Annotated in this window: 13 protein-coding genes and 1 pseudogene; 4 read left to right on the plus strand and 10 right to left on the minus strand. The window is 73.3% G+C overall.

Annotated elements, in window-relative coordinates; translation table 11 throughout:
* Positions 1–125: 125 nt before the first annotated feature.
* Both gltX and Asera_RS26250 read right to left on the minus strand, forming a co-directional pair.
* Complete coding sequence (gltX, locus tag Asera_RS26245; RefSeq protein ID WP_211255694.1) at positions 126–1,643, minus strand: glutamate--tRNA ligase; 1,518 nt, start codon at positions 1,641–1,643, stop codon at positions 126–128.
* On the minus strand, positions 1,636–2,424 hold the full coding sequence (locus Asera_RS26250) for a fumarylacetoacetate hydrolase family protein (protein ID WP_084132300.1): 789 nt from the start codon (positions 2,422–2,424) through the stop codon (positions 1,636–1,638). Before Asera_RS26250 ends, gltX begins: the two co-directional genes overlap by 8 nt.
* A gap of 149 nt (positions 2,425–2,573) precedes the next feature.
* Here Asera_RS26250 and Asera_RS26255 point away from each other — a divergent pair, with 149 nt between their 5' ends.
* The gene (locus tag Asera_RS26255) at positions 2,574–3,497 is read left to right on the plus strand and encodes a 3-methyladenine DNA glycosylase (protein WP_244844028.1); all 924 of its coding nucleotides are present in this window, start codon (positions 2,574–2,576) and stop codon (positions 3,495–3,497) included.
* Between the two features lie 15 nt (positions 3,498–3,512).
* On the opposite strand, the gene Asera_RS26260 is transcribed toward Asera_RS26255, so the two are convergent.
* Together Asera_RS26260 and Asera_RS26265 are read right to left on the minus strand one after the other, a co-directional pair.
* The gene (locus tag Asera_RS26260; protein ID WP_030448167.1) at positions 3,513–4,178 is read right to left on the minus strand and encodes a response regulator transcription factor; all 666 of its coding nucleotides are present in this window, start codon (positions 4,176–4,178) and stop codon (positions 3,513–3,515) included.
* 97 nt (positions 4,179–4,275) lie between these two features.
* Complete coding sequence (locus Asera_RS26265; protein WP_030448168.1) at positions 4,276–5,436, minus strand: sensor histidine kinase; 1,161 nt, start codon at positions 5,434–5,436, stop codon at positions 4,276–4,278.
* 194 nt (positions 5,437–5,630) lie between these two features.
* Between Asera_RS26265 and Asera_RS26270 the strand changes: the two are divergent.
* Both Asera_RS26270 and Asera_RS26275 read left to right on the plus strand, forming a co-directional pair.
* Positions 5,631–6,518, plus strand: a pseudogene (locus Asera_RS26270) (ABC transporter ATP-binding protein); the annotation flags it as partial.
* A gap of 170 nt (positions 6,519–6,688) precedes the next feature.
* Complete coding sequence (locus tag Asera_RS26275; RefSeq protein WP_030448170.1) at positions 6,689–7,471, plus strand: ABC transporter permease subunit; 783 nt, start codon at positions 6,689–6,691, stop codon at positions 7,469–7,471.
* Positions 7,472–7,607: 136 nt separating this feature from the next.
* Here the strand turns inward: Asera_RS26275 and cimA are convergent, their stop codons facing one another.
* The 4 genes from cimA to Asera_RS26295 all read right to left on the minus strand — a co-directional run bounded on the left by cimA (position 7,608) and on the right by Asera_RS26295 (position 13,762).
* Positions 7,608–9,206 (minus strand): citramalate synthase, encoded by a 1,599-nt coding sequence (gene cimA, locus Asera_RS26280; protein ID WP_030448171.1) that lies wholly within the window; start codon positions 9,204–9,206, stop codon positions 7,608–7,610.
* A 342-nt stretch (positions 9,207–9,548) separates the two neighbouring features.
* A complete protein-coding gene (locus tag Asera_RS26285; protein ID WP_051802687.1) occupies positions 9,549–10,688 on the minus strand; it encodes a branched-chain amino acid aminotransferase in 1,140 nt (379 codons plus the stop codon).
* A gap of 366 nt (positions 10,689–11,054) precedes the next feature.
* Positions 11,055–12,245, minus strand: coding sequence for a hypothetical protein (locus Asera_RS33680; protein WP_157035034.1), 1,191 nt, complete (start codon positions 12,243–12,245; stop codon positions 11,055–11,057).
* 482 nt (positions 12,246–12,727) lie between these two features.
* A complete protein-coding gene (locus Asera_RS26295; protein ID WP_030448174.1) occupies positions 12,728–13,762 on the minus strand; it encodes a 3-isopropylmalate dehydrogenase in 1,035 nt (344 codons plus the stop codon).
* Positions 13,763–15,171: 1,409 nt separating this feature from the next.
* On the opposite strand from Asera_RS26295, the gene Asera_RS26300 reads away from it, so the two are divergent.
* Entirely contained in the window at positions 15,172–16,662 is a 1,491-nt protein-coding gene (locus tag Asera_RS26300; protein WP_211255695.1) for a hypothetical protein, read from the plus strand.
* 168 nt (positions 16,663–16,830) lie between these two features.
* Here the strand turns inward: Asera_RS26300 and ilvC are convergent, their stop codons facing one another.
* Positions 16,831–17,844 (minus strand): ketol-acid reductoisomerase, encoded by a 1,014-nt coding sequence (gene ilvC, locus Asera_RS26305; protein WP_030448176.1) that lies wholly within the window; start codon positions 17,842–17,844, stop codon positions 16,831–16,833.
* Between the two features lie 54 nt (positions 17,845–17,898).
* Complete coding sequence (gene ilvN / locus Asera_RS26310) at positions 17,899–18,414, minus strand: acetolactate synthase small subunit (RefSeq protein WP_030448177.1); 516 nt, start codon at positions 18,412–18,414, stop codon at positions 17,899–17,901.
* Positions 18,415–18,457 lie beyond the last annotated feature (43 nt).

An 18,457-nucleotide genomic window follows, 5' to 3' on the forward strand; every position in this document is an offset into this window, starting at 1 on the left:
CGGTCGCCCCGGCCGCAGCCTACCGAGGCACCGGGCGGCCGTCCGGGTTGCCTGTGGGCCGACCGGCCACCGCCGCGCGGGTTCGGCCGTCGCCGACCGGTGCCGCAGCACCGGTCGGCGAGCCGTCAGCCCAGGTTCGCGCGGGCGGTACGGAGCCGGGACAGCGAGCGGTCGCGCCCCAGCAACTCCATCGACTCGTACAGCGGGGGCGACACCGTGCGGCCGGTCACCGCGACCCGGACCGGGGCGAACGCCTTGCGCGGCTTGAGTTCCAGCCCGTCGACCAGCGCCACCTTCAGCGCCTCCTCCAGGTCGGCGGCACGCCAGTCGGCGAGGCCGTCGAGCGCGGCGATCGAGGCGTCCAGGATCGGCGCCGCGTCGGCGCCGAGCGCCTTGGCCGCGCTGGCCTCCTCCGGGGCGAACGACTCCTCCGGGGTGAACAGGAACCGCAGCATGTCCGGTGCCTGGCCGAGGGTGGTGATCCGCTCCTGGATCAGCGGTGCGGCGGCGGCGATCACCGCCCGCTCGGCGTCGGTCGGCGTCACGAGCCCGGCCTCGACCAGGTACGGGACGATCCGGTCGACGAAGTCGTCCGGGGTGAGCAGCCGCACGTGCGCGGCGTTGATCGCGGCCATCTTCTTGCCGTCGAACCGTGCCGGGTTGACGTTGACGTCGGCGACGTCGAACGCCTCGACCAGCTCGGCCGGGCCGAACACGTCCCGGTCCGGGGCGATCGACCAGCCCAGCAGCGCCAGGTAGTTGACCATGCCCTCCGGCAGGTAGCCCTCCCGCCGGTACTGGAACAGGTCGCTGGAGGGGTCGCGCTTGGACAGCTTCTTGTTGCCCTCCCCCATCACGTACGGCAGGTGCCCGAACCGCGGCGTGCGCTCGGCCACGCCGATCGCGATCAACGCACGGTAGAGCGCGAGCTGGCGCGGGGTGGACGGCAGCAGGTCCTCGCCGCGCAGGACGTGGGTGATCCGCATCATCGCGTCGTCGACCGGGTTGACCAGCGTGTACAGCGGGTCGCCGGTGCCCCGGACGATGACGAAGTCGGGCACCGAGCCGACCTTGAACGTCACCTCGCCGCGGACCACGTCGTCCCAGGTCAGGTCCTCGTCGGGCATGCGCAGCCGCAGCGACGGCGTCCGCCCCTCGGCCCGGAACGCGGCCTTCTGCTCCTCGGTCAGGTCCCGGTCGAAGTTGTCGTAGCCCAGCTTCGGGTCGCGGCCGGCGGCCCGGTGCCGGGCCTCGACCTCCTCGGCGGTGGAGAACGACTCGTACGCGAAACCGGCCTCCAGCAGCCGTTTCGCCACGTCGGCGTAGATCTCGCGGCGCTGGCTCTGCCGGTACGGCGCGTACGGACCGCCGACGTCCGGGCCCTCGTCGTAGTCCATGCCGAGCCACGACATCGCGTCGAGCAGCATCCGGTAGCTGTCCTCGGAGTCGCGCGCGGCGTCGGTGTCCTCGATCCGGAAGATCAGCTTGCCGCCGGTGTGGCGGGCGTACGCCCAGTTGAACAGCCCGGTGCGCATCAGCCCGACGTGCGGGGTACCGGTCGGCGACGGGCAGAACCGCACCCGCACCTCGCTGCCGGTCGGGGCCGCCTCGCCGGCGTCGCGGGCGGAGTCGTGCTCAGTCAAGGTTCACCACCGGGTTGCTCAGGGTGCCGAGGCCGTCGATGGCCACGGTCACCGTGTCGCCGTCGGTCAGCGGCCCGACGCCGGCCGGCGTACCGGTGAGGATCACGTCACCGGGCAGCAGCGTCATCACGTGCGACACGTACGACACGAGGGTCGGGATGTCGAAGATCAGGTCCTTGGTGCGGCCGCGCTGGCGCACCTCCTCGCCGACGGTGCAGGTCACCTCGACGTCGGAGACGTCGGCGTCGGTGTCGATCCACGGGCCGAGCGGGCAGAACGAGTCGAAGCCCTTCGCCCGGGTCCACTGCCCGTCGCTGCGCTGCAGGTCGCGCGCGGTGACGTCGTTGGCGCAGGTGTACCCGAAGATCGCGGCCGGCGCGGTGGCCCGGTCGATGCGGCGGGCACCGGTCATCCCGATCACGACGGCGAGCTCCGCCTCGTGCTCGACCTGCTTGGACTGGGTGGGCAGCCGGATCGCATCGCCGGGGCCGGCCACCGAGGTGGACGGCTTGAGGAACAGCAGCGGTTCCTTCGGCACCTCGGCGTTGTGCTCGGCGGCGTGCGCGGCGTAGTTGCGGCCGACGCAGACGACCTTGCTCGGCAGGATCGGGGACAGCAGCCGCACATCGTCCACGGCCCACCGTTGCCCGGTGGTCTGCACCCGGCCGAACGGCAGCCCCTCGATCTGGGCGACGGTCAACCCCTCCGTCCCCGCCCCGGGGTCACCCTCGACCACCCCGAACGACATGCCGCCACCGTGGGCGAACCGTGCGATACGCACAACACAACCTTCCCGTCGCCGTCCGCCGCCGATCGGCCCGGCGACGGTACGAATTGCCTCTGGGAAAGAATCTAACGTTCCGCGAGGTCCCGGCGTCGACGGGATAACGCACCGGCCGGCCGGTGCGTCGTCACTGGCAGACTGGAGGCATGTCCGTACCGCCCCGTGCGCGTCCCGACGCCGGCCCGCCCGGCGCGGTGTCGACCCGCGCGCGCCCCCAGGTGCTGGCCGAACCGGAGTGGCGTCGCCGGCGGGCGCAGCACGAGCGGCGGGTGGACGGCTGGACCGGGCCGCACCTGGCCCGGCGCCGGGACGGAATCCGGCATCCGGTGCAGGACTTCCTGTTCACGTACTACTCGCACCGACCCGCCCAGCTGCGCCGGTGGCACCCGGGCGCCGGGGTCGTGCTCGCCGGTGCCGACCCGGCCGAGTTCGGCGACCGGTACGAGCCGGTCGACGGCGGCGCGGCGCTGGTCGCCGGCCCGCTGCTCGCCCGCCGCCGCGACACCCTCGCCTGGGTTCGCGACCTGCTGGTGCGCACCGCGGGCCGGCCGGCCCAGTTCGGCTGCTTCGGCCTGCACGAGTGGGCCATGGTGTACCGGCAGACGCCCGAGCAGGTGCGGCACGCGGCCTGGCCGCTGCGGCTGTCGTCGGCCGACACCGACCGGGTGGTCGCCGAGCGCGGCGTGCGGTGCAGCCACTTCGACGCGTTCCGGTTCTTCACCGAGCCGGCCCGGCCGCTCAACGTGCTGCAGCCCACCCGCGAGCGGCAACCCGAGCTGGAGCAGCCGGGGTGCCTGCACGCGACGATGGATCTGTACAAGTGGGCCTACAAGCTGTCCCCGCTGGTCGGCAGCGACCTGGTGGCGGACTGCTTCGCGCTGGCCCGGGACGTGCGGGAGATCGACATGCGCGCCTCGCCGTACGACCTGAGCGCGCTGGGCTACCGACCGATCCCGATCGAGACGCCGGCCGGTCGCGCCGAGTACGCCGCCGCCCAGCGGGCGATGTCCGACCGCGCGGCGCCGCTGCGGCACCGCCTGATCGCCGCCTGCGACGACCTGCTCCGCTGACCCGACGCGGCGGGGTCACGGTCGGGAACGGGTGCCGACCAGGCCCGCCTCGTACGCGGCGATGACGAGCTGGGCGCGATCCCGCGCGGCGAGCTTGGCGAGCAGCCGGCCGATGTGCGACTTGACCGTGCCGTGGCTCAGGTGCAGGTGCTCGGCGATCTCGGTGTTGGACATCCCGCGGCCGACCAGCGTGAGCACCTCCCGTTCCCGGTCGGTGACGCCGGCCGGCGCGGTCCGGGCCGGCCCGGCCGGCGCCGGCCGGGCGGCGAACTCGGCGAGCAGCCGGCGGGTGACGCTCGGGGCGAGGAGCGCCTCGCCGGCCGCGACGACCCGGATGCCGGCCAGCAGGTCCGCCGGCGGGGTGTCCTTGAGCAGGAAGCCGCTGGCCCCGGCGCGCAGGGCCGCGTAGACGTACTCGTCGAGATCGAACATGGTCAGGATCAGCACCCGGGTGTCCGGCAGGTCGGCGCAGATGCGGCGGGTCGCCTCGATGCCGTCGGTGCCGGGCATCCGGACGTCCATCAGCACCACGTCCGGTCGCAGCCGCGCGGCCTGGGCGACGGCCTGCGCGCCGTCCGCGGCCTCGCCGACCACGTGCAGGCCGTCCGCGGTGTCCACCAGTACCCGGAACGAACCGCGCAGCAGCGCCTGGTCGTCGGCGATCAGTACCGAGGTCGTCACGGTGCCTCCGGCGCAACGATCGATGCCCGCATCGTCGCGGTGCCCGGCCGGACGTGGGGCTCGGACCGCGCGCCCGGCGGGCGACCCGGCGACCGGGTCACGACGCGCTCCGGTACGGCAGTACCGCCTCGACGGCGAACCCGCCGCCGGCGCCCGGGCCGGCGGTGAAACCCCCGCCGTGGGCGGCGACGCGTTCCCGCATCCCGATCAGGCCGTGACCGATCGACGGCAGCAGCCCACCCGCGGGCACCCGGGTGCCGTCGTCGGTGACCTCGATGCGTACCGCGGTGTCGGTGCCGGTCACCGCGACCCGGCAGCTCGCCGGCGCGGCGTGCTTGACCACGTTGGTGACCGACTCCTGCACGATCCGGTACACCGAGACGCCGAGGCTGTCCGGGACCAGCTCGGCGCCGCGTACCGACAGCTCGACCGGCACGCCGACCAGCGCCGCCCGGTCCACCAGCTCCCCCAGCCCGGACAGGCCGGGCGCGGGCGCCAGCTCGCCCGGTTCGCCGTCGCGCAGCACGCCGAGCAGGTCCCGCATCTCGGCGAGCGCCTGCCGGCTGGTGGTCTCGATCACCCCGAGCGCGTCGTGTGCCTCGGCCGGCCGCTGGCGTACCACGTGGTTCGCCACGCCTGCCTTGACCGCGATGACCCCGAGGGCGTGGGCGACGACGTCGTGCATCTCCCGGGCCAGCCGCAGCCGCTCCTCGGCGACCGCCCGCTCGGCGGCCTGCTGCGCCCATCGGGCCGCGTACTCCCGGCGGTCGGCGACCGCCCGGCCCAGCGTCCACGAGCACCCGAGCAGCACCAGCCCGAACACCAGCATCGAAAGCGACCGGTCGGTACCGCCCGCCGCGGAGCCGCTGGTCGGCCCGGCGGCGGTCATCGCGAGCAGCCCGACGGCGCTGAGGACCCCGATCGCGACGGTCGGCACCCAGCGGCGGCGGGGTTGGGCCACGGCCACCGAGTAGAGCGCGCAGGCCGCCGGCAGCAGGGTGTACGGCGAGAGGGTGCCGGCCGCCGCGCCGAGCACCACCGCCGCCAGCGCGACCACCAGCGCCGGGCCCGGCCAGCGGCGCCGGACCAGCAGGGCGCCGGCGCCGAGCACCGCCGGTACGGCCGCCAGCGCCGACCAGCCGCCGGCGGGTCCGAGCAGCAGCGCCGGCAGCGCGTCCGCGGCGAGCACGCCGGCGGCCAGCACCGTGTCGATCGCGATCAGCTGCCGTGGGGTCAGCCGCCACCTGCCGTCCTGCACCGCTCGACGGTAACCGGCCGGCGGCCGGTGCGCCTCCGACCACGGTCCGTCGGCCCCAGGTCCCAGTCACGGCGCTGGCCGGGCCGGGTACCGGACCGGGGTGCCGGCCCACGTCCGGACCGTGGCCAGACGCGCCGGACCCGGTCGGTCCCGCAGCCTGGTGCCATGACCACGCGAGCCGCCGAGGTGCGGGCATGATCGAGTTGAGACAGCTGACCAAGCGGTACGGCCGAACCGTCGCGGTGGACGACCTGTCGTGCACCGTCGAACCGGGCATCGTCACCGGTTTCCTCGGCCCCAACGGGGCCGGCAAGTCCACCACGATGCGCATCCTGCTCGGCCTGGACGCGCCGAGCAGCGGGGCGGCCCTGATCGGCGGGCGTCGGTACGCCACGATCGACCGGCCGCTGCGCGAGGTCGGCGCGCTGCTGGACGCCACCGCCGTGCACGGCGGCCGCACGGCGCGCAACCACCTGCGCTTCCTGGCCCGTACCAACCGGATCCATCCCGCCGCGGTCGACACGGTGCTGGACCGGGTCGGGCTCGCGCAGGTCGCCCGGCGCCGGGTCGGCGGGTTCTCGCTGGGCATGAAGCAGCGGCTCGGCATCGCCGCGGCGCTGCTCGGTGACCCGGCCGTCCTGATCCTGGACGAGCCGGTGAACGGTCTGGACCCGGACGGCGTGCGGTGGATCCGGCAGCTGCTGCGCGGGCTGGCCGCCGAGGGCCGCACCGTCCTGCTGTCCAGCCACCTGATGAGCGAGATGCAGCTGACCGCGGACCGGGTCGTCATCATCGGCCGGGGACGGCTGCTCGCCGACACCACCGTCGCCGAGCTGACCGACCGGTACGCCGGCGGCGTGCTGGTGCGCACCCCGCGCCCGGCAGAGCTGGCGGCGGTACTGACCCGGGCGGGCGGCACCGTCACCACCCAGCCGGACGGGCAGCTCGGCGTCACCGGGTTGACCGAGTCCGCGATCGGTGACCTGGCCGCCGAACACCGCCTGCCGCTGCACGGCGTGGCCCGCCGCGACGCCTCGCTGGAGGAGGCGTACCTGCAGCTGACCGCCGGGTCGGTCCAGTACGAGACGCCGCGGTCGACCCCCGGTGGCCCAGCAGCGCCGGACCACCGGACGCCGGCCGCGACGACGCCGCACCCGGCACCCGCCGCGCCGCCGCCCGCCGCCGAGCCGGCCACCACCACCGGCCCGGACGCCGCCGGTACCGCCGCCACCCCGACCGGAAGGGACGCCCGATGATCGCCGTACTGTCCGCCGAGTGGCTCAAGATCCGCTCGCTGCGCTCCACGTACGCGCTGCTCGCCGTGGTGCTCGCCGGGTTGGGCGGTGCCGCGGCGCTGTGCGCCTACCTCGTCGCCGTGTACGAGGGCGCCGCGGCGGACATGCGGGCGCACATCAGCGTGGCGCCGGTGGCCGGGCTGGTCGGCAGCATGACCGAACTGCTCGCCGGCGTGCTGGGCACCCTCGCGATCACCGGCGAGTACCGCAGCGGGACGATCCGGGCCAGCATCGCCTCGGTGCCGAGGCGTGGCCGGCTGTTCGCCGCGAAGGCGGCCGCGGTCGCGGCGATCGGCCTGGTCGCCGGCGAGGCGGCGGTGTTCGCCGGGTACGCGATCAGTCACGGCATCGTCGGCGACCGCACGCTGCTGCTGGACTCCCGCGGGTTCGCCGACCAGGCGCCGCTGCTCGTCGCGCAGGGGCTGACGGTACTGCTGTTCGCGCTGCTCGGGCTGTCGCTCGGCACGCTGACCCGCTCGGCCGCCGGCACCATCCCGGTGCTGGTACTGCTCTGGTACATCCTGCCGATCGTGGCGAACCTGCTGCCGCAGCCGTGGCACGGGCGGATCGGCTCGATCGTGCCGGACTCGCTGCCCGGCCAGCTCGCCGGCGTCGGCAACGACCACTCCGTGTACGGCGCGCTGCTGCCACCCTGGGGTGCCGCCCTCGCGATGGCCGCCTGGATCGGGGTCCCGCTGGCTGCCGCCGCGACGGTGTTCGCCCGCCGCGACACCCGCTGACGCCCGCCCTCTCCCGGAGAGACGGTCACGGGATCGCGACACCTCGTCGGCGGACGGGGTGCCGCGATCCCTCGACCGACGCCGGCGGCTCGATCAACGCGGGCGGGCCTTGATCGAGGGGGCGAGCGTCAGCCGGTCAGACGGTGGCCGGGGTGGCGGCCCGGACGCCGTAGGTGAGGGCGTCGACCAGCGCACGCCAGCTCGCCTCGACGACGTTCTCGTGCACGCCGACCGTGGTCCAGTTGCGCTGCTCGTCGCCGGAGTCGACCAGTACCCGGGTCACCGCGCCGGTGCCGTGGCTGCCCTCCAGGATCCGTACCTTGTAGTCGAGAAGGTCCACTGTGGACAGATGTGGGTAGTGCCGCACCAGTGCCGCCCGCAGCGCCGCGTCCAGCGCGTTGACCGGGCCGTTGCCCTCGCCGGTGGCGATCACCCGCTCGCCCCGCACCCGTACCTTGACGGTCGCCTCGCTGACCACCGCGCCGTCCTCCCGGTGCTCGACGATCACCCGGTACGACTCCAGCGTGAACGCGGTGACCGGCGCGGCGTCGAGCTCCCCGCGGACCAGCAGCTCGAAGGAGGCGTCCGCCGCCTCGTACGACCAGCCCTGCGCCTCGCGCCGCTTGACCTGCTCGGTGACCGACGACAGCACCTCGGGACGGCCGGTCAGGTCCAGGCCGAGCTCGCGGCTCTTGAGCTCGACGCTGGCCCGACCGGCCATCTCGGTCACGAGGATGCGCATGTCGTTGCCGACGATGGCCGGATCGACGTGGTTGTACAGATCCGGGTCCACCTTGATCGCACTCGCGTGCAACCCCGCCTTGTGAGCGAAGGCGCTGGCCCCGACGTAGGCCTGGTGGGTGTCGGGGGCGATGTTGGCGATCTCGGCGATGGCGTGCGACACGCGCACCATCGTCTCCAGGCACCCGTCCGGCAGGACCCGGCGCCCGAGCTTGGTGGTGAGGTTGCCGATCACGGCGAAGATGTCCGCATTGCCGGGCCGCTCGCCGTAGCCGTTCGCGGTGCCCTGCACGTGCATCGCGCCGGCCTCGACGGCGGCGATCGTGTTGGCCACCGCGCAGGCGGTGTCGTTCTGCGCGTGCATGCCCAGCCGCGGCTCGCCGCCGAGCTTGCCGCGCAGTTCGCTGACGGTGCGGTGGACGGTGGAGGGCAGGCCGCCGCCGTTGGTGTCGCACAGCACCACCACGTCGGCGCCGGCGTCCAGCGCGGTGCGTACCACCGACAGGCCGTAGTCCGGGTCGTACCGGTAGCCGTCGAAGAAGTGCTCGCAGTCGAGGAAGACCCGGCGACCGTGCTCGACGAAGTACCGCACCGAGTCGGCGATCATCGCGAGGTTCTCCTCGCGGGTGGTGCGCAGCGCCCGCTCGACGTGCCGTACGTCGGACTTGGCGACCAGGCACACGGTGCCGGTCTGCGCGTCGAGCAGGGCGCGTACCTGCTTGTCCTCGGCGACGTCGACACCCGCCTTCCGGGTCGACCCGAAGGCGACGAGTTCCGCGTGCCGCAGCGACAGTTCGGTCCGGGCCCGGGCGAAGAACTCGGTGTCCTTGGGCATCGCGCCCGGCCAGCCGCCTTCGATGAAACCCACCCCGAGCTCGTCGAGCAGCCGGGCGACGGCGAGCTTGTCGGTGACCGAGTAGCTGATCCCCTCGCGCTGTGCGCCGTCCCGCAGCGTGGTGTCGAACAGGTGGAACTCGTCGGCGGGCGTACCCATGGTGGTGTCCTCTCCCGGGGAGGTCGGATGGCGGAACGAACTGGCTGAGGCGAAACTGGCCCGGAAAACGAAAAGACCCCCCGGGTCACGGGAGGTCTGCGCGCTGGCTCGACGGGTAGGTCGGCGAAAGCGCGCTAGGTGCCAATAATCAGGCCGCGAAGAGTCCGGGTCATGACCGACACGATGCCACGCTGTCCGCCTTGTGGCCGGCACATCCCACCATGCGGGCGGCTTCGTGATCGACTTCACGTTGCCGGGCGGTCACCGGCGGCACCGACGGCGCGGCCCCGGTACCGCATCCGGTACCGGGGCCGTGGCCTGGTCGTTCGACCCAGCGCGATGTCAGAGCAGCCGGTGCACCCAGCCGTGCGGGTCGGGCAGCTCGCCGTGCTGGATGCCCAGCAGCGTCTCACGCAGCCGCCGGGTCACCGGGCCCTCCACCCCACCGCCGATGGTGAAGTCGAGATCGGCGCCGCGGATCCGCCCGATCGGCGTGACCACCGCGGCGGTACCGCAGGCGAACGACTCGCGCAGCCGGCCGGACTCGGCGTCGGCCTGCCACTCGCTCAGCGCGTACGGCCGCTCCTCGACCCGCCAGCCGCGGTCGGTGGCGATCGACAGCACCGAGTCGCGGGTGATGCCGGGCAGGATCGTGCCGGCCAGCGGCGGCGTCACCAGCGTCACGTCGTCGCCCTCGCCGTACACCGAGAAGACGTTCATGCCACCGAGCTCGTCGACGTAGCGGCGCTCCACCGCGTCCAGGAACACCACCTGGTCGCAGCCGGCCTCGATCGCCTCGGCCTGCGCCGCCAGGCTCGCCGCGTAGTTGCCGGCACACTTCGCCGCACCGGTACCGCCGGGCGCGGCCCGGGTGTACTCGGCGGACACCCACACGTCGACCGGGTGCACGCCGCCGGCGAAGTACGACCCGGCCGGCGAGGCGATCACGCAGAACAGGTACTCCGAGGACGGCTTGACGCCGAGGAACACCTCGGTGGCGAACATGAACGGCCGGATGTAGAGGCTGCCGCCGTCCTGCGTCGGGATCCACTCCCGGTCGCGCTCGACCAGCAGCCGCACCGCGGTCAGGAACGCCTCCTCCGGCAGCCGGGGCATCGCCATCCGGTCGCAGGTGATCTGCATCCGGCGGGCGTTGGCCTCCGGGCGGAACATCGTGACGCCGCCGTCCGGCGCGTGGTAGGCCTTCAGCCCCTCGAAGATCTCCTGCGCGTAGTGCAGCCCCGCGGTGGCCGGGGACAGCGAGATCGGGCCGAACGGCTCGATTCGCGCGTCGTACCACCCTTTGGCGTCGCTGTAGCGGATCGTCGCCATGTGGTCGGTGAAGACCCTGCCGAAGCCGGGGTCGGCCAGCAGCGCGGCGCGCTGCGTCGCGGCGACCGGTGCCGGGTTCGGCCGGATCTCGAAGTCCAGCGTGGCCAAGCCAGCCGCACTGCCCGATGCTGTGTTGCTGCCAGCACTCATCGTTTGCGTACCTCCCAGGCACGTCGTTGGACCGCGGTACGTGTCAACAGGCCGAACTTATCGTCCGTTCAGCCGCCCCGGACGGTGCCGGTCGGCGCGGTCGAGGCGAGGCCTCGCACACCGACCCGGCATCTCGGCTGGGCGGGTCGACGGGGACGCATCCCGGCGACCGCGGTCGGATCGTCGTTGTGGGCGCGGCACGCGCACAGGATGCGGCGCGGCAGGGCGACCCGGCCCGCGCCCGGCCGATAGGCCACGCACGGACACCACGGTCAGCATAACCGCAGCACTGAACGTTCCCTCAGGGGCGCCGACCGGGTTCCACCGGGACGCCGACCGCACCGACGGTCGACGCCCCGGCGGCGCTCACTCGCCGAGCAGGGTGTCCTCGATGGCGTTGAAGACGCCGTTACCGGTGGAATCCGCCTTCTTGTTGCTGGGCAGTGCCCCGTCGTACCGCAGCACCGTCACGATGATCATGTACCGGTGGTACGCGCCGTAGTACGCCCGCCACCGCGGCGTCGCACCGTCGTCGCACAGGTGGCTGGAGGCGCCCGACTTCGGGCAGAAGTAGTGCAGCCCGTTGAACGCCGCGCTGCCCCCGTCGAGCCCCGACTCGACCGCGTCCGCGTCGTCGTCGGTCGGCAGCGGGATCACCATCACGCTCGCCAGCAGCTTCTTGTCCGGATCCGGGTAGTCGGCGGTCGCCATGTTCCCGCAGTCGTGCTTGCGCAGCAGCGCCTCGGTGTTGGAGTCACCGGCGTCCGAGCAGGCGCTGAAGAACCCCTCCGAGTCCAGGGTGAGGCCGGCCGCGGTCTCCGGGAAGATCGAGTCGAGCTCGAACGGGACGGGATCGGTGTCCTCGTCGTCCAGGTCGGTCGGATCGCGGTACTCGTCGGTCGGCGAGACGCTCTCGCTCGGTGACGGCGAGTCGCTGTAGCTCGGCGAGGCACTCCCCTCCGCCGCGGACGCGCTCGCGCGTGCCTGGGCCGCCCTGCGGCTCGCCTCGTTGCTGCTGTGGATCAGGAACACCAGTCCGAGCACCACCACCAGCAGCAGCGCGCAGCCACCGCCGACGATGCCGGCGATCGCGCCGCCGGACAGCTTGCCCGAGGTGGTCGGCACCGGTGCCGGTTGGCCCCACGCCGAGGTGGGCGGGCCGTACGGCGAGTTCGGGTCGGGCGGCATCCCCGGCCCATACGGTGAGTTCGGGTCGGGCGGCATCCCCGGCCCGTACGGCATGCCGGACGCCGGCATGCCCGGCTGGTCGTACGGCACACCCGAGGCCGGCCCGCCCGGCTGTTCGTAGAACGTGCCCGGCTCGGCCGCGCCCGGACCGTAGCCGGGATCCGGCATCCCCGGCGAGTACGGCGGCAGGCCGGGATCCGGCGCGCCCGGGCCGTAGGGCGGCGGCATGCCGGGACCGCCGGACGGCGGCTCCGCCCCGTACGGCGGCAGGCCCGGCCCGGGCGCGCCCGGGTAGGGCGGGCCGGACTGGGGCGGCGGCATGCCGGGGCCACCGGACGGTGCACCCGGCCCGTACGGCGGCTGTGGCATGCCGAACCCACCCGGGGGGCCGGGCTGTCCTGGAACGGGCTGGCCGGGAGCGGGCTGGCCGGGAGCGGGCTGGCCGGGAGCACCCTCGGGGTGCATCCCGTTGGTCAGGTAGGGATCGCCCCCAGGCCGGTAGCCGCCAGGCACGTTTCCCCCCGGCGGCTCCGGCTCGGACCCGGGGCGCTGATTGTCCGACATGGCCACAACATAGAGCGAACACACAACCAGCCGGAACCCGGTAGCCCGCAACCGATGCAGCACCGAGAGATCGACCCGGGTCGCTGGCCACCGGCACGACCCATCGCTGAGAAACCCTTACGGTTTCGCGGCGCCCCGGGCCCGTCGCCACGCCCCGGAGGCGCCACGTGTGGCCGCCACCGGGACCCCACGAGTCCACGCCCCGAGGCGCCAGGAGTGACCGCGCCCCGGGGCGCGGCGGGTCCGCGCGCCACGACTCGAGGCGCGGCGCGACCCGGGAGGCGAGGTCAGCCGGCGAGTGCGGTCGCGATCGCGTCGCCGACCTCGGCGGTACGCAGCTTCTCCCCCGGCACCCGCTTGGCCACCTCGGCGCCGACCGCCTCCTCGACCCGCCGGGCTTCGGCCGGGCGGTCCAGGTGGTCCAGCAGCAGTGCGGTGGACAGGATGGCCGCGGCCGGGTCCGCGACGCCCTGCCCGGCGATGTCCGGCGCCGAACCGTGCACCGGCTCGAACATCGACGGGTACGCGCGGGTCGGGTTGATGTTGCCGCTCGCGGCCAGGCCGATGCCGCCGGTCACGGCGGCGGCCAGGTCGGTGAGGATGTCGCCGAACAGGTTGTCGGTGACGATCACGTCGTACCGCTGCGGGTCGGTGACGAGGAACATCGCCGCGGCGTCGACGTGCTGGTACTCGGTCTGCACGTCCGGGTACTCGGTGGCCACCTCGGCGAACGTGCGCGCCCACAGGTCCCCGGCATTGACCAGCACGTTGTTCTTGTGCACCAGCGTCACCTTGCGCCGCGGCCGGCGCATCGCCCGCTCGAACGCGTCCCGCACCGCGCGCTCGGCGCCGTACCGGGTGTTGAGGCTCTCCTCGGTGGCGACCTCGGCCGGCGTGCCCTTGCGCACCGAGCCGCCGGCCCCGCAGTACAGCCCCTCGGTGCCCTCGCGGACCACGACCAGGTCGATGTCGCCGGGCGCGACGCCGGCCAGCGGGCTGGTGGTACCGGCCCACAGCCGGGACGGTCGCAGGTTGACGTAGTGGTCGAAGGCGAACCGCAGCTTCAGCAGCAGGCCGCGCTCCAGCACTCCGGAAGGCACGCTCGGGTCGCCGACCGCGCCGAGCAGCAGCACGTCCTCACCCGCCAGCTGTTCGAGCACCTCGTCCGGCAGCACCTCGCCGGTGCGGTGGTACCGGGCCGCGCCCAGGTCGTACTCGGTGGCCGCCACATCCGGCAGCACCACGTCGAGGACCTTGCGCGCCTCGGCGACCACTTCCGGCCCGATACCGTCGCCGCCGATGACCCCCAGCCGTACCGTCACGCCGTACCTCCCGCGGTTGCTGTCGCCGGCGGCCGCGCACCGGTCCGCCCACCCGCAAGTCTCCCGCGGAGCCGGCCGAGATCCCAGGACGCGATATCGGCTTCTCATATATTGGGAGTCGTGATGGCATCGGGCAGAACGGTGAAGGGTGGCCGAATTACGCGATGCGGACAGATGCCCGGCAGTGGCCGCATCGGCCAGCAGAAAGCCGAAGAATCATAAAAATGGCCACTACTAGTGTCGCGTTATTGACAGAGACACCAGTGTCGATCGAGTATGGGACCCCTTAGGTCAGATACGGCACGACAAAGGTGTCGGATCTTCCCGACGGAGCACGCCGAACACTGGGCGTCCGCGGACGCAGCGCACGGCCCCCGCGACCGCGGCCAGGTCACGGGGGCCGGCAGGGAGCGCGAACGCGGGGGGTGAGCGTCGCGCTGTGGGGGGTGCAGGCCCGCACGCTGCAGCATCCTCGGGCAGCCTCGCATCTGTGCACGGACCGTTCGGACCGTGACAATGACCCAAGAACCGCCAGATGGACCTCTGTATCGTGTAGCCGACATGAACGGTATCCGGAATAACGACACAGCGCAAGCGCGAGACGGCTCTGCGTTGCATCCGGCGATACGTCATGCCCGCCAGGCACATCGCGACTGATTCGTGATCAAGCAATCGACCTGCGGGAATACCGTTCGAGGCCGATCCTGGCCGCAACCGGTCGGCGCAAGACGCCAAACAAGCCCCGGGAAAACGCCCGACGCTCTTCCCTCCCGGCCATCACCATGGCACGGTACAGCCGATGCGTAACGGTCCGGGGAGTCCGCATTCCGGCAAAACCCGTATTACGGCAAACCGCGGCAACGACGGCAGCGGCTCGCTCGGACGGGTACCAGCGCGGTGCGATCGGACCGTTTCCGCCGATACGATCCAGTTGCAGGTTCGGACGAAGGGATGCACCTGTGACGTTGGGTGATCGGAACGACCGATCGTCCGACCGTTCCGGTCGGTCGAACGGTCGGCCCACCCCGGCACCGGATGCGGAGCCGCACCCAACCGCGCCCGACGACTGGCCCACCATCCCGTGGGCCGGTCCGGAGCCCGCGGTCGGCGCGCCACCGCCGCCCGCGCCCCGCCGCGCCGGCGAGGCGCCGACGACCGGCCCGACGCCGAACTTCGCCGACCACGCCGGCGACGAGAGCTACTGGACCCGGGCCGTCCGGCAGCGTCCGATCGACCCCTTCGCCGGGCCACCACAGCCCGGCTTCGTCCCACCGCCCGACCCGCCGTGGCTCCACGCGCCCGAGGCGGGTCCGACCCCGCCTCGACCGGCCGGACCGCACCCGCCCCCAACCGGGCCGACCGTCCCCCAGGGCGCCGGGCCGACCATCCGCCGGGCGGCCGGGTCGGCCATGCCACCGACGCCCGATCCGGCCTCGTCCACCGGGGCCCCCACGATGCCGTCGGACGGCGACCAGCCCCGCACCGGCTCGGCCGGCGCCGCCACCGGTGTCCGGCCCACCGATGCCGGCGTGGGTCCGGACTCCCCTCCCGGCGACGCCGGTCGGAACGACCAGGGCGGCGACCCGCTCGAACCACCGCCCTGGGTCCGGCCGGACTGGGCGCGCGGCGAGACGCCCCCGGGCCCGTTCGGTGTCCCGCCCGACGCGGCGGATGTCGGCGCGCCGCACCGATCCGGTGGCGCGCAGCGAACCGGCGCCGATCCGGCCGACACCGTCCCACCGCGGCCCGGTGCCGACCGGTCCGGCGCCGACCGGTCTGGTGCCGACCGGTCCGGTGCCGACCGGTCCGGTGCCGACCAGGCCGGTGCCGACCGGTCCGGTGCCGACCGGTCCGGTGCGACCGCGAACGGCCGGTCCAGCCCCCGAGACACCGGCCCACGAGACACCGGCCCACGAGACACCGGGCCGCGAGACGGCCGGCCACACGACACCGGGTCCTGGGACACCGGGTCCCGGGATGCCGGGCCACGCAAGGGCGGGTCGTCGGACGGCAGGACCTGGGACGCCGGATCCTCGGCTGCCGGACCACGGAACGCCGGTCGCTCGGACGGCAGGACCTGGGACGCCGGGCCCTCGCCCGCCGGGCCGGACGGTTCCCGGACCGATGACGGCGGTGGCGAGCCGTCCGACGTCGACGACGACGAGTTGCTGCCACCGGCCGGTACGGCCCGGCGTGGTCAGCTCACGGTGGCCCGGCTGCAGCCGGCCAACGTACGCCAACTGGTCCGCGCGGCGCCGCCGCAGCCGGCCGGGAAACCGCCCGGCTCGGCGAGCGCCGCCGGCGTGCTGTGCGGGATCCTCGCCGTACCGATGCTCGCGACGACCGGCGCGCTGTTCGCCACCGGCGCCCACCCGGCGCTCGCCGGGAGCACGTTCGTCATGGCGATCCTGTCGGTGGTCGGCGGGGTCCGGCTGATCCAGCGCGGCAGTCCGCTGTTGCCGCTGCTGTGTGCGGCGTTCTCGGTGCTCGGCGGCGTACTGCTGATCAGCGGTGCGGTCGGCTCCGGCGTCCTGATCAGCGTCGTCGGTACGGTCTGGCTGCTGTTCACGGCGCTGGCACTGATCATGGTGCTGCTGTTGCGGCGCCGCCGGGTGCGCCGGTGGCTGACCGCGCGCGGCAGGGAGTGGCAGCGCGGCCGGCCGGCGCCGCGGCGCTGGCGCTGGCGGCGCCGCATCCAGCTGCCGGAACGGCTGCGGGTACGACCGAAGCTGCGCCTGGTGTCCCGGCTGCGGCCGGCGCAGCAGACCCGCCGGACCCGCCGGCCGGCCAAGGTCAAGCGGGTCGGCCGGCACGTGCGTGGCGGGCGGCGGCCCGGCGCGCGGTCCGGCCCGGTCGGCTTCGTCGGCCGCGACTCCCCGGACCGGCCGCCACAGGACTGAACCACCGGCCCCGAAACCCCGCGCGCCGCAGGCGGTACCGCGGGCCGCGGGCGGGGCGCACTCCCGGAGACGGTCGCGCGAGGCTTCCGGAGACGCAGACGGGGTCGGGGACGGAGACAGAGACGGGGCCGGCACCGGTGTGCGCGGCCCCGTCCTGGTCGGTACGGCTCAGGCGGTCTCGGTGATGGGGCGGTCGACCCAGCTCATCATCGAGCGCAGCTGCTTGCCGACCACCTCGATCGGGTGGTTGGCACCCTCCTCACGCAGCTTGGTGAAGTTCGGCCGGCCGTTGTCGTCCTCGGCGATCCACTCGTTGGCGAAGGTGCCGTCCTGGATCTCGCCCAGGATCTTCTTCATCTCCGCCTTGACGTGCGCGTCGACAACGCGCGGGCCGCGGGTGAGGTCGCCGTACTCGGCGGTGTCGGAGCAGGAGTAGCGCTGCCGGGCGATGCCGCCCTCCCACATCAGGTCCACGATCAGCTTCAGCTCGTGCAGCACCTCGAAGTACGCGATCTCCGGCTGGTAGCCGGCCTCGGTCAGCGTCTCGAAACCGGCCTGGACCAGCGCCGAGGTACCGCCGCAGAGGACGGCCTGCTCGCCGAACAGGTCGGTCTCGGTCTCCTCGGTGAACGTGGTCTTGATGACGCCGGCGCGACCGCCGCCGATCGCCGCCGCGTACGACAGGGCGGTGGCGAAGGCGTTGCCGGTGGCGTCCTGCTCGACCGCGACCAGGTCCGGCACGCCCTTGCCGTCCGCGAACTGCCGGCGCACCAGGTGACCCGGGCCCTTCGGCGCGACCATCACCACGTCGACGCCCTCCGGCGGCTTGATGAAGCCGTACCGGATGTTGAAGCCGTGGCTGAACAGCAGCGTCTTGCCGGCCGCCAGGTTCGGCGCGACGTCGTTGGCGTACAGCGAGCGCTGCACGGTGTCCGGCGCCTGGATCGAGATCAGGTCCGCCTCGGCGGTCGCCTCGGCCGGGGTGAGCACGCGCAGTCCCTGCTCCTCGGCCTTGACCCGGCTCTTGGAGCCCTCCGGCAGACCGATCCGGACGTCGACGCCGGAGTCGCGCAGGTTGAGTGCGTGCGCGTGCCCCTGGCTGCCGTACCCGATCACGGCGACCTTCTTGGCCTGAATCACCGACAGGTCGGCGTCGTCGTCGTAGAAGACCTCAGCGGCCATTGTTTCCCTCTCCTCGGAACTGCTTGTTGGCGAAAACGGTGCTGCGAAGCCGGATCAGGCTGTACTACGCAGGGTGGGGCTGGTGATGGAGCGGGCGCCGCGGCCGATCGCGACCAGGCCGGACTGCACCATCTCCTTGATGCCGAACGGCTCCAGCATCCGCAGCAGCGCGTCCAGCTTGTCGCTGGTACCGGTGGCCTCGATGGTCAGCGCCTCCGGCGAGGCGTCCACCACCTTGGCGCGGAACAGCTGGACCGCCTCCATCACGTGGGTGCGGCTCTGCACGTCGGCGCGGACCTTCACCAGCAGCAGCTCGCGCTGAACCGAGGCGTCGGTCTCCAGCTCGACGATCTTCAACACGTTGACGAGCTTGTTCAGCTGCTTGGTGACCTGCTCCAGCGGCGAGGATTCGACGTTGACCACGATGGTGATCCGCGAGATGCCCGGCTGCTCGGTCTCGCCGACCGCGAGCGAGTCGATGTTGAACCCGCGCCGGCTGAACAGCCCCGACACCCGCGCCAGGACGCCGGGCTTGTCCTCCACCAGTACTGACAAGGTGTGCTTACTCATGGCCGTCCTCGCTTCGCTCCGGGCGGCCATGAGGCACGAAACG

The sequence above is a fragment of the Actinocatenispora sera genome, assembly GCF_018324685.1.
Lineage (GTDB): Bacteria > Actinomycetota > Actinomycetes > Mycobacteriales > Micromonosporaceae > Actinocatenispora > Actinocatenispora sera.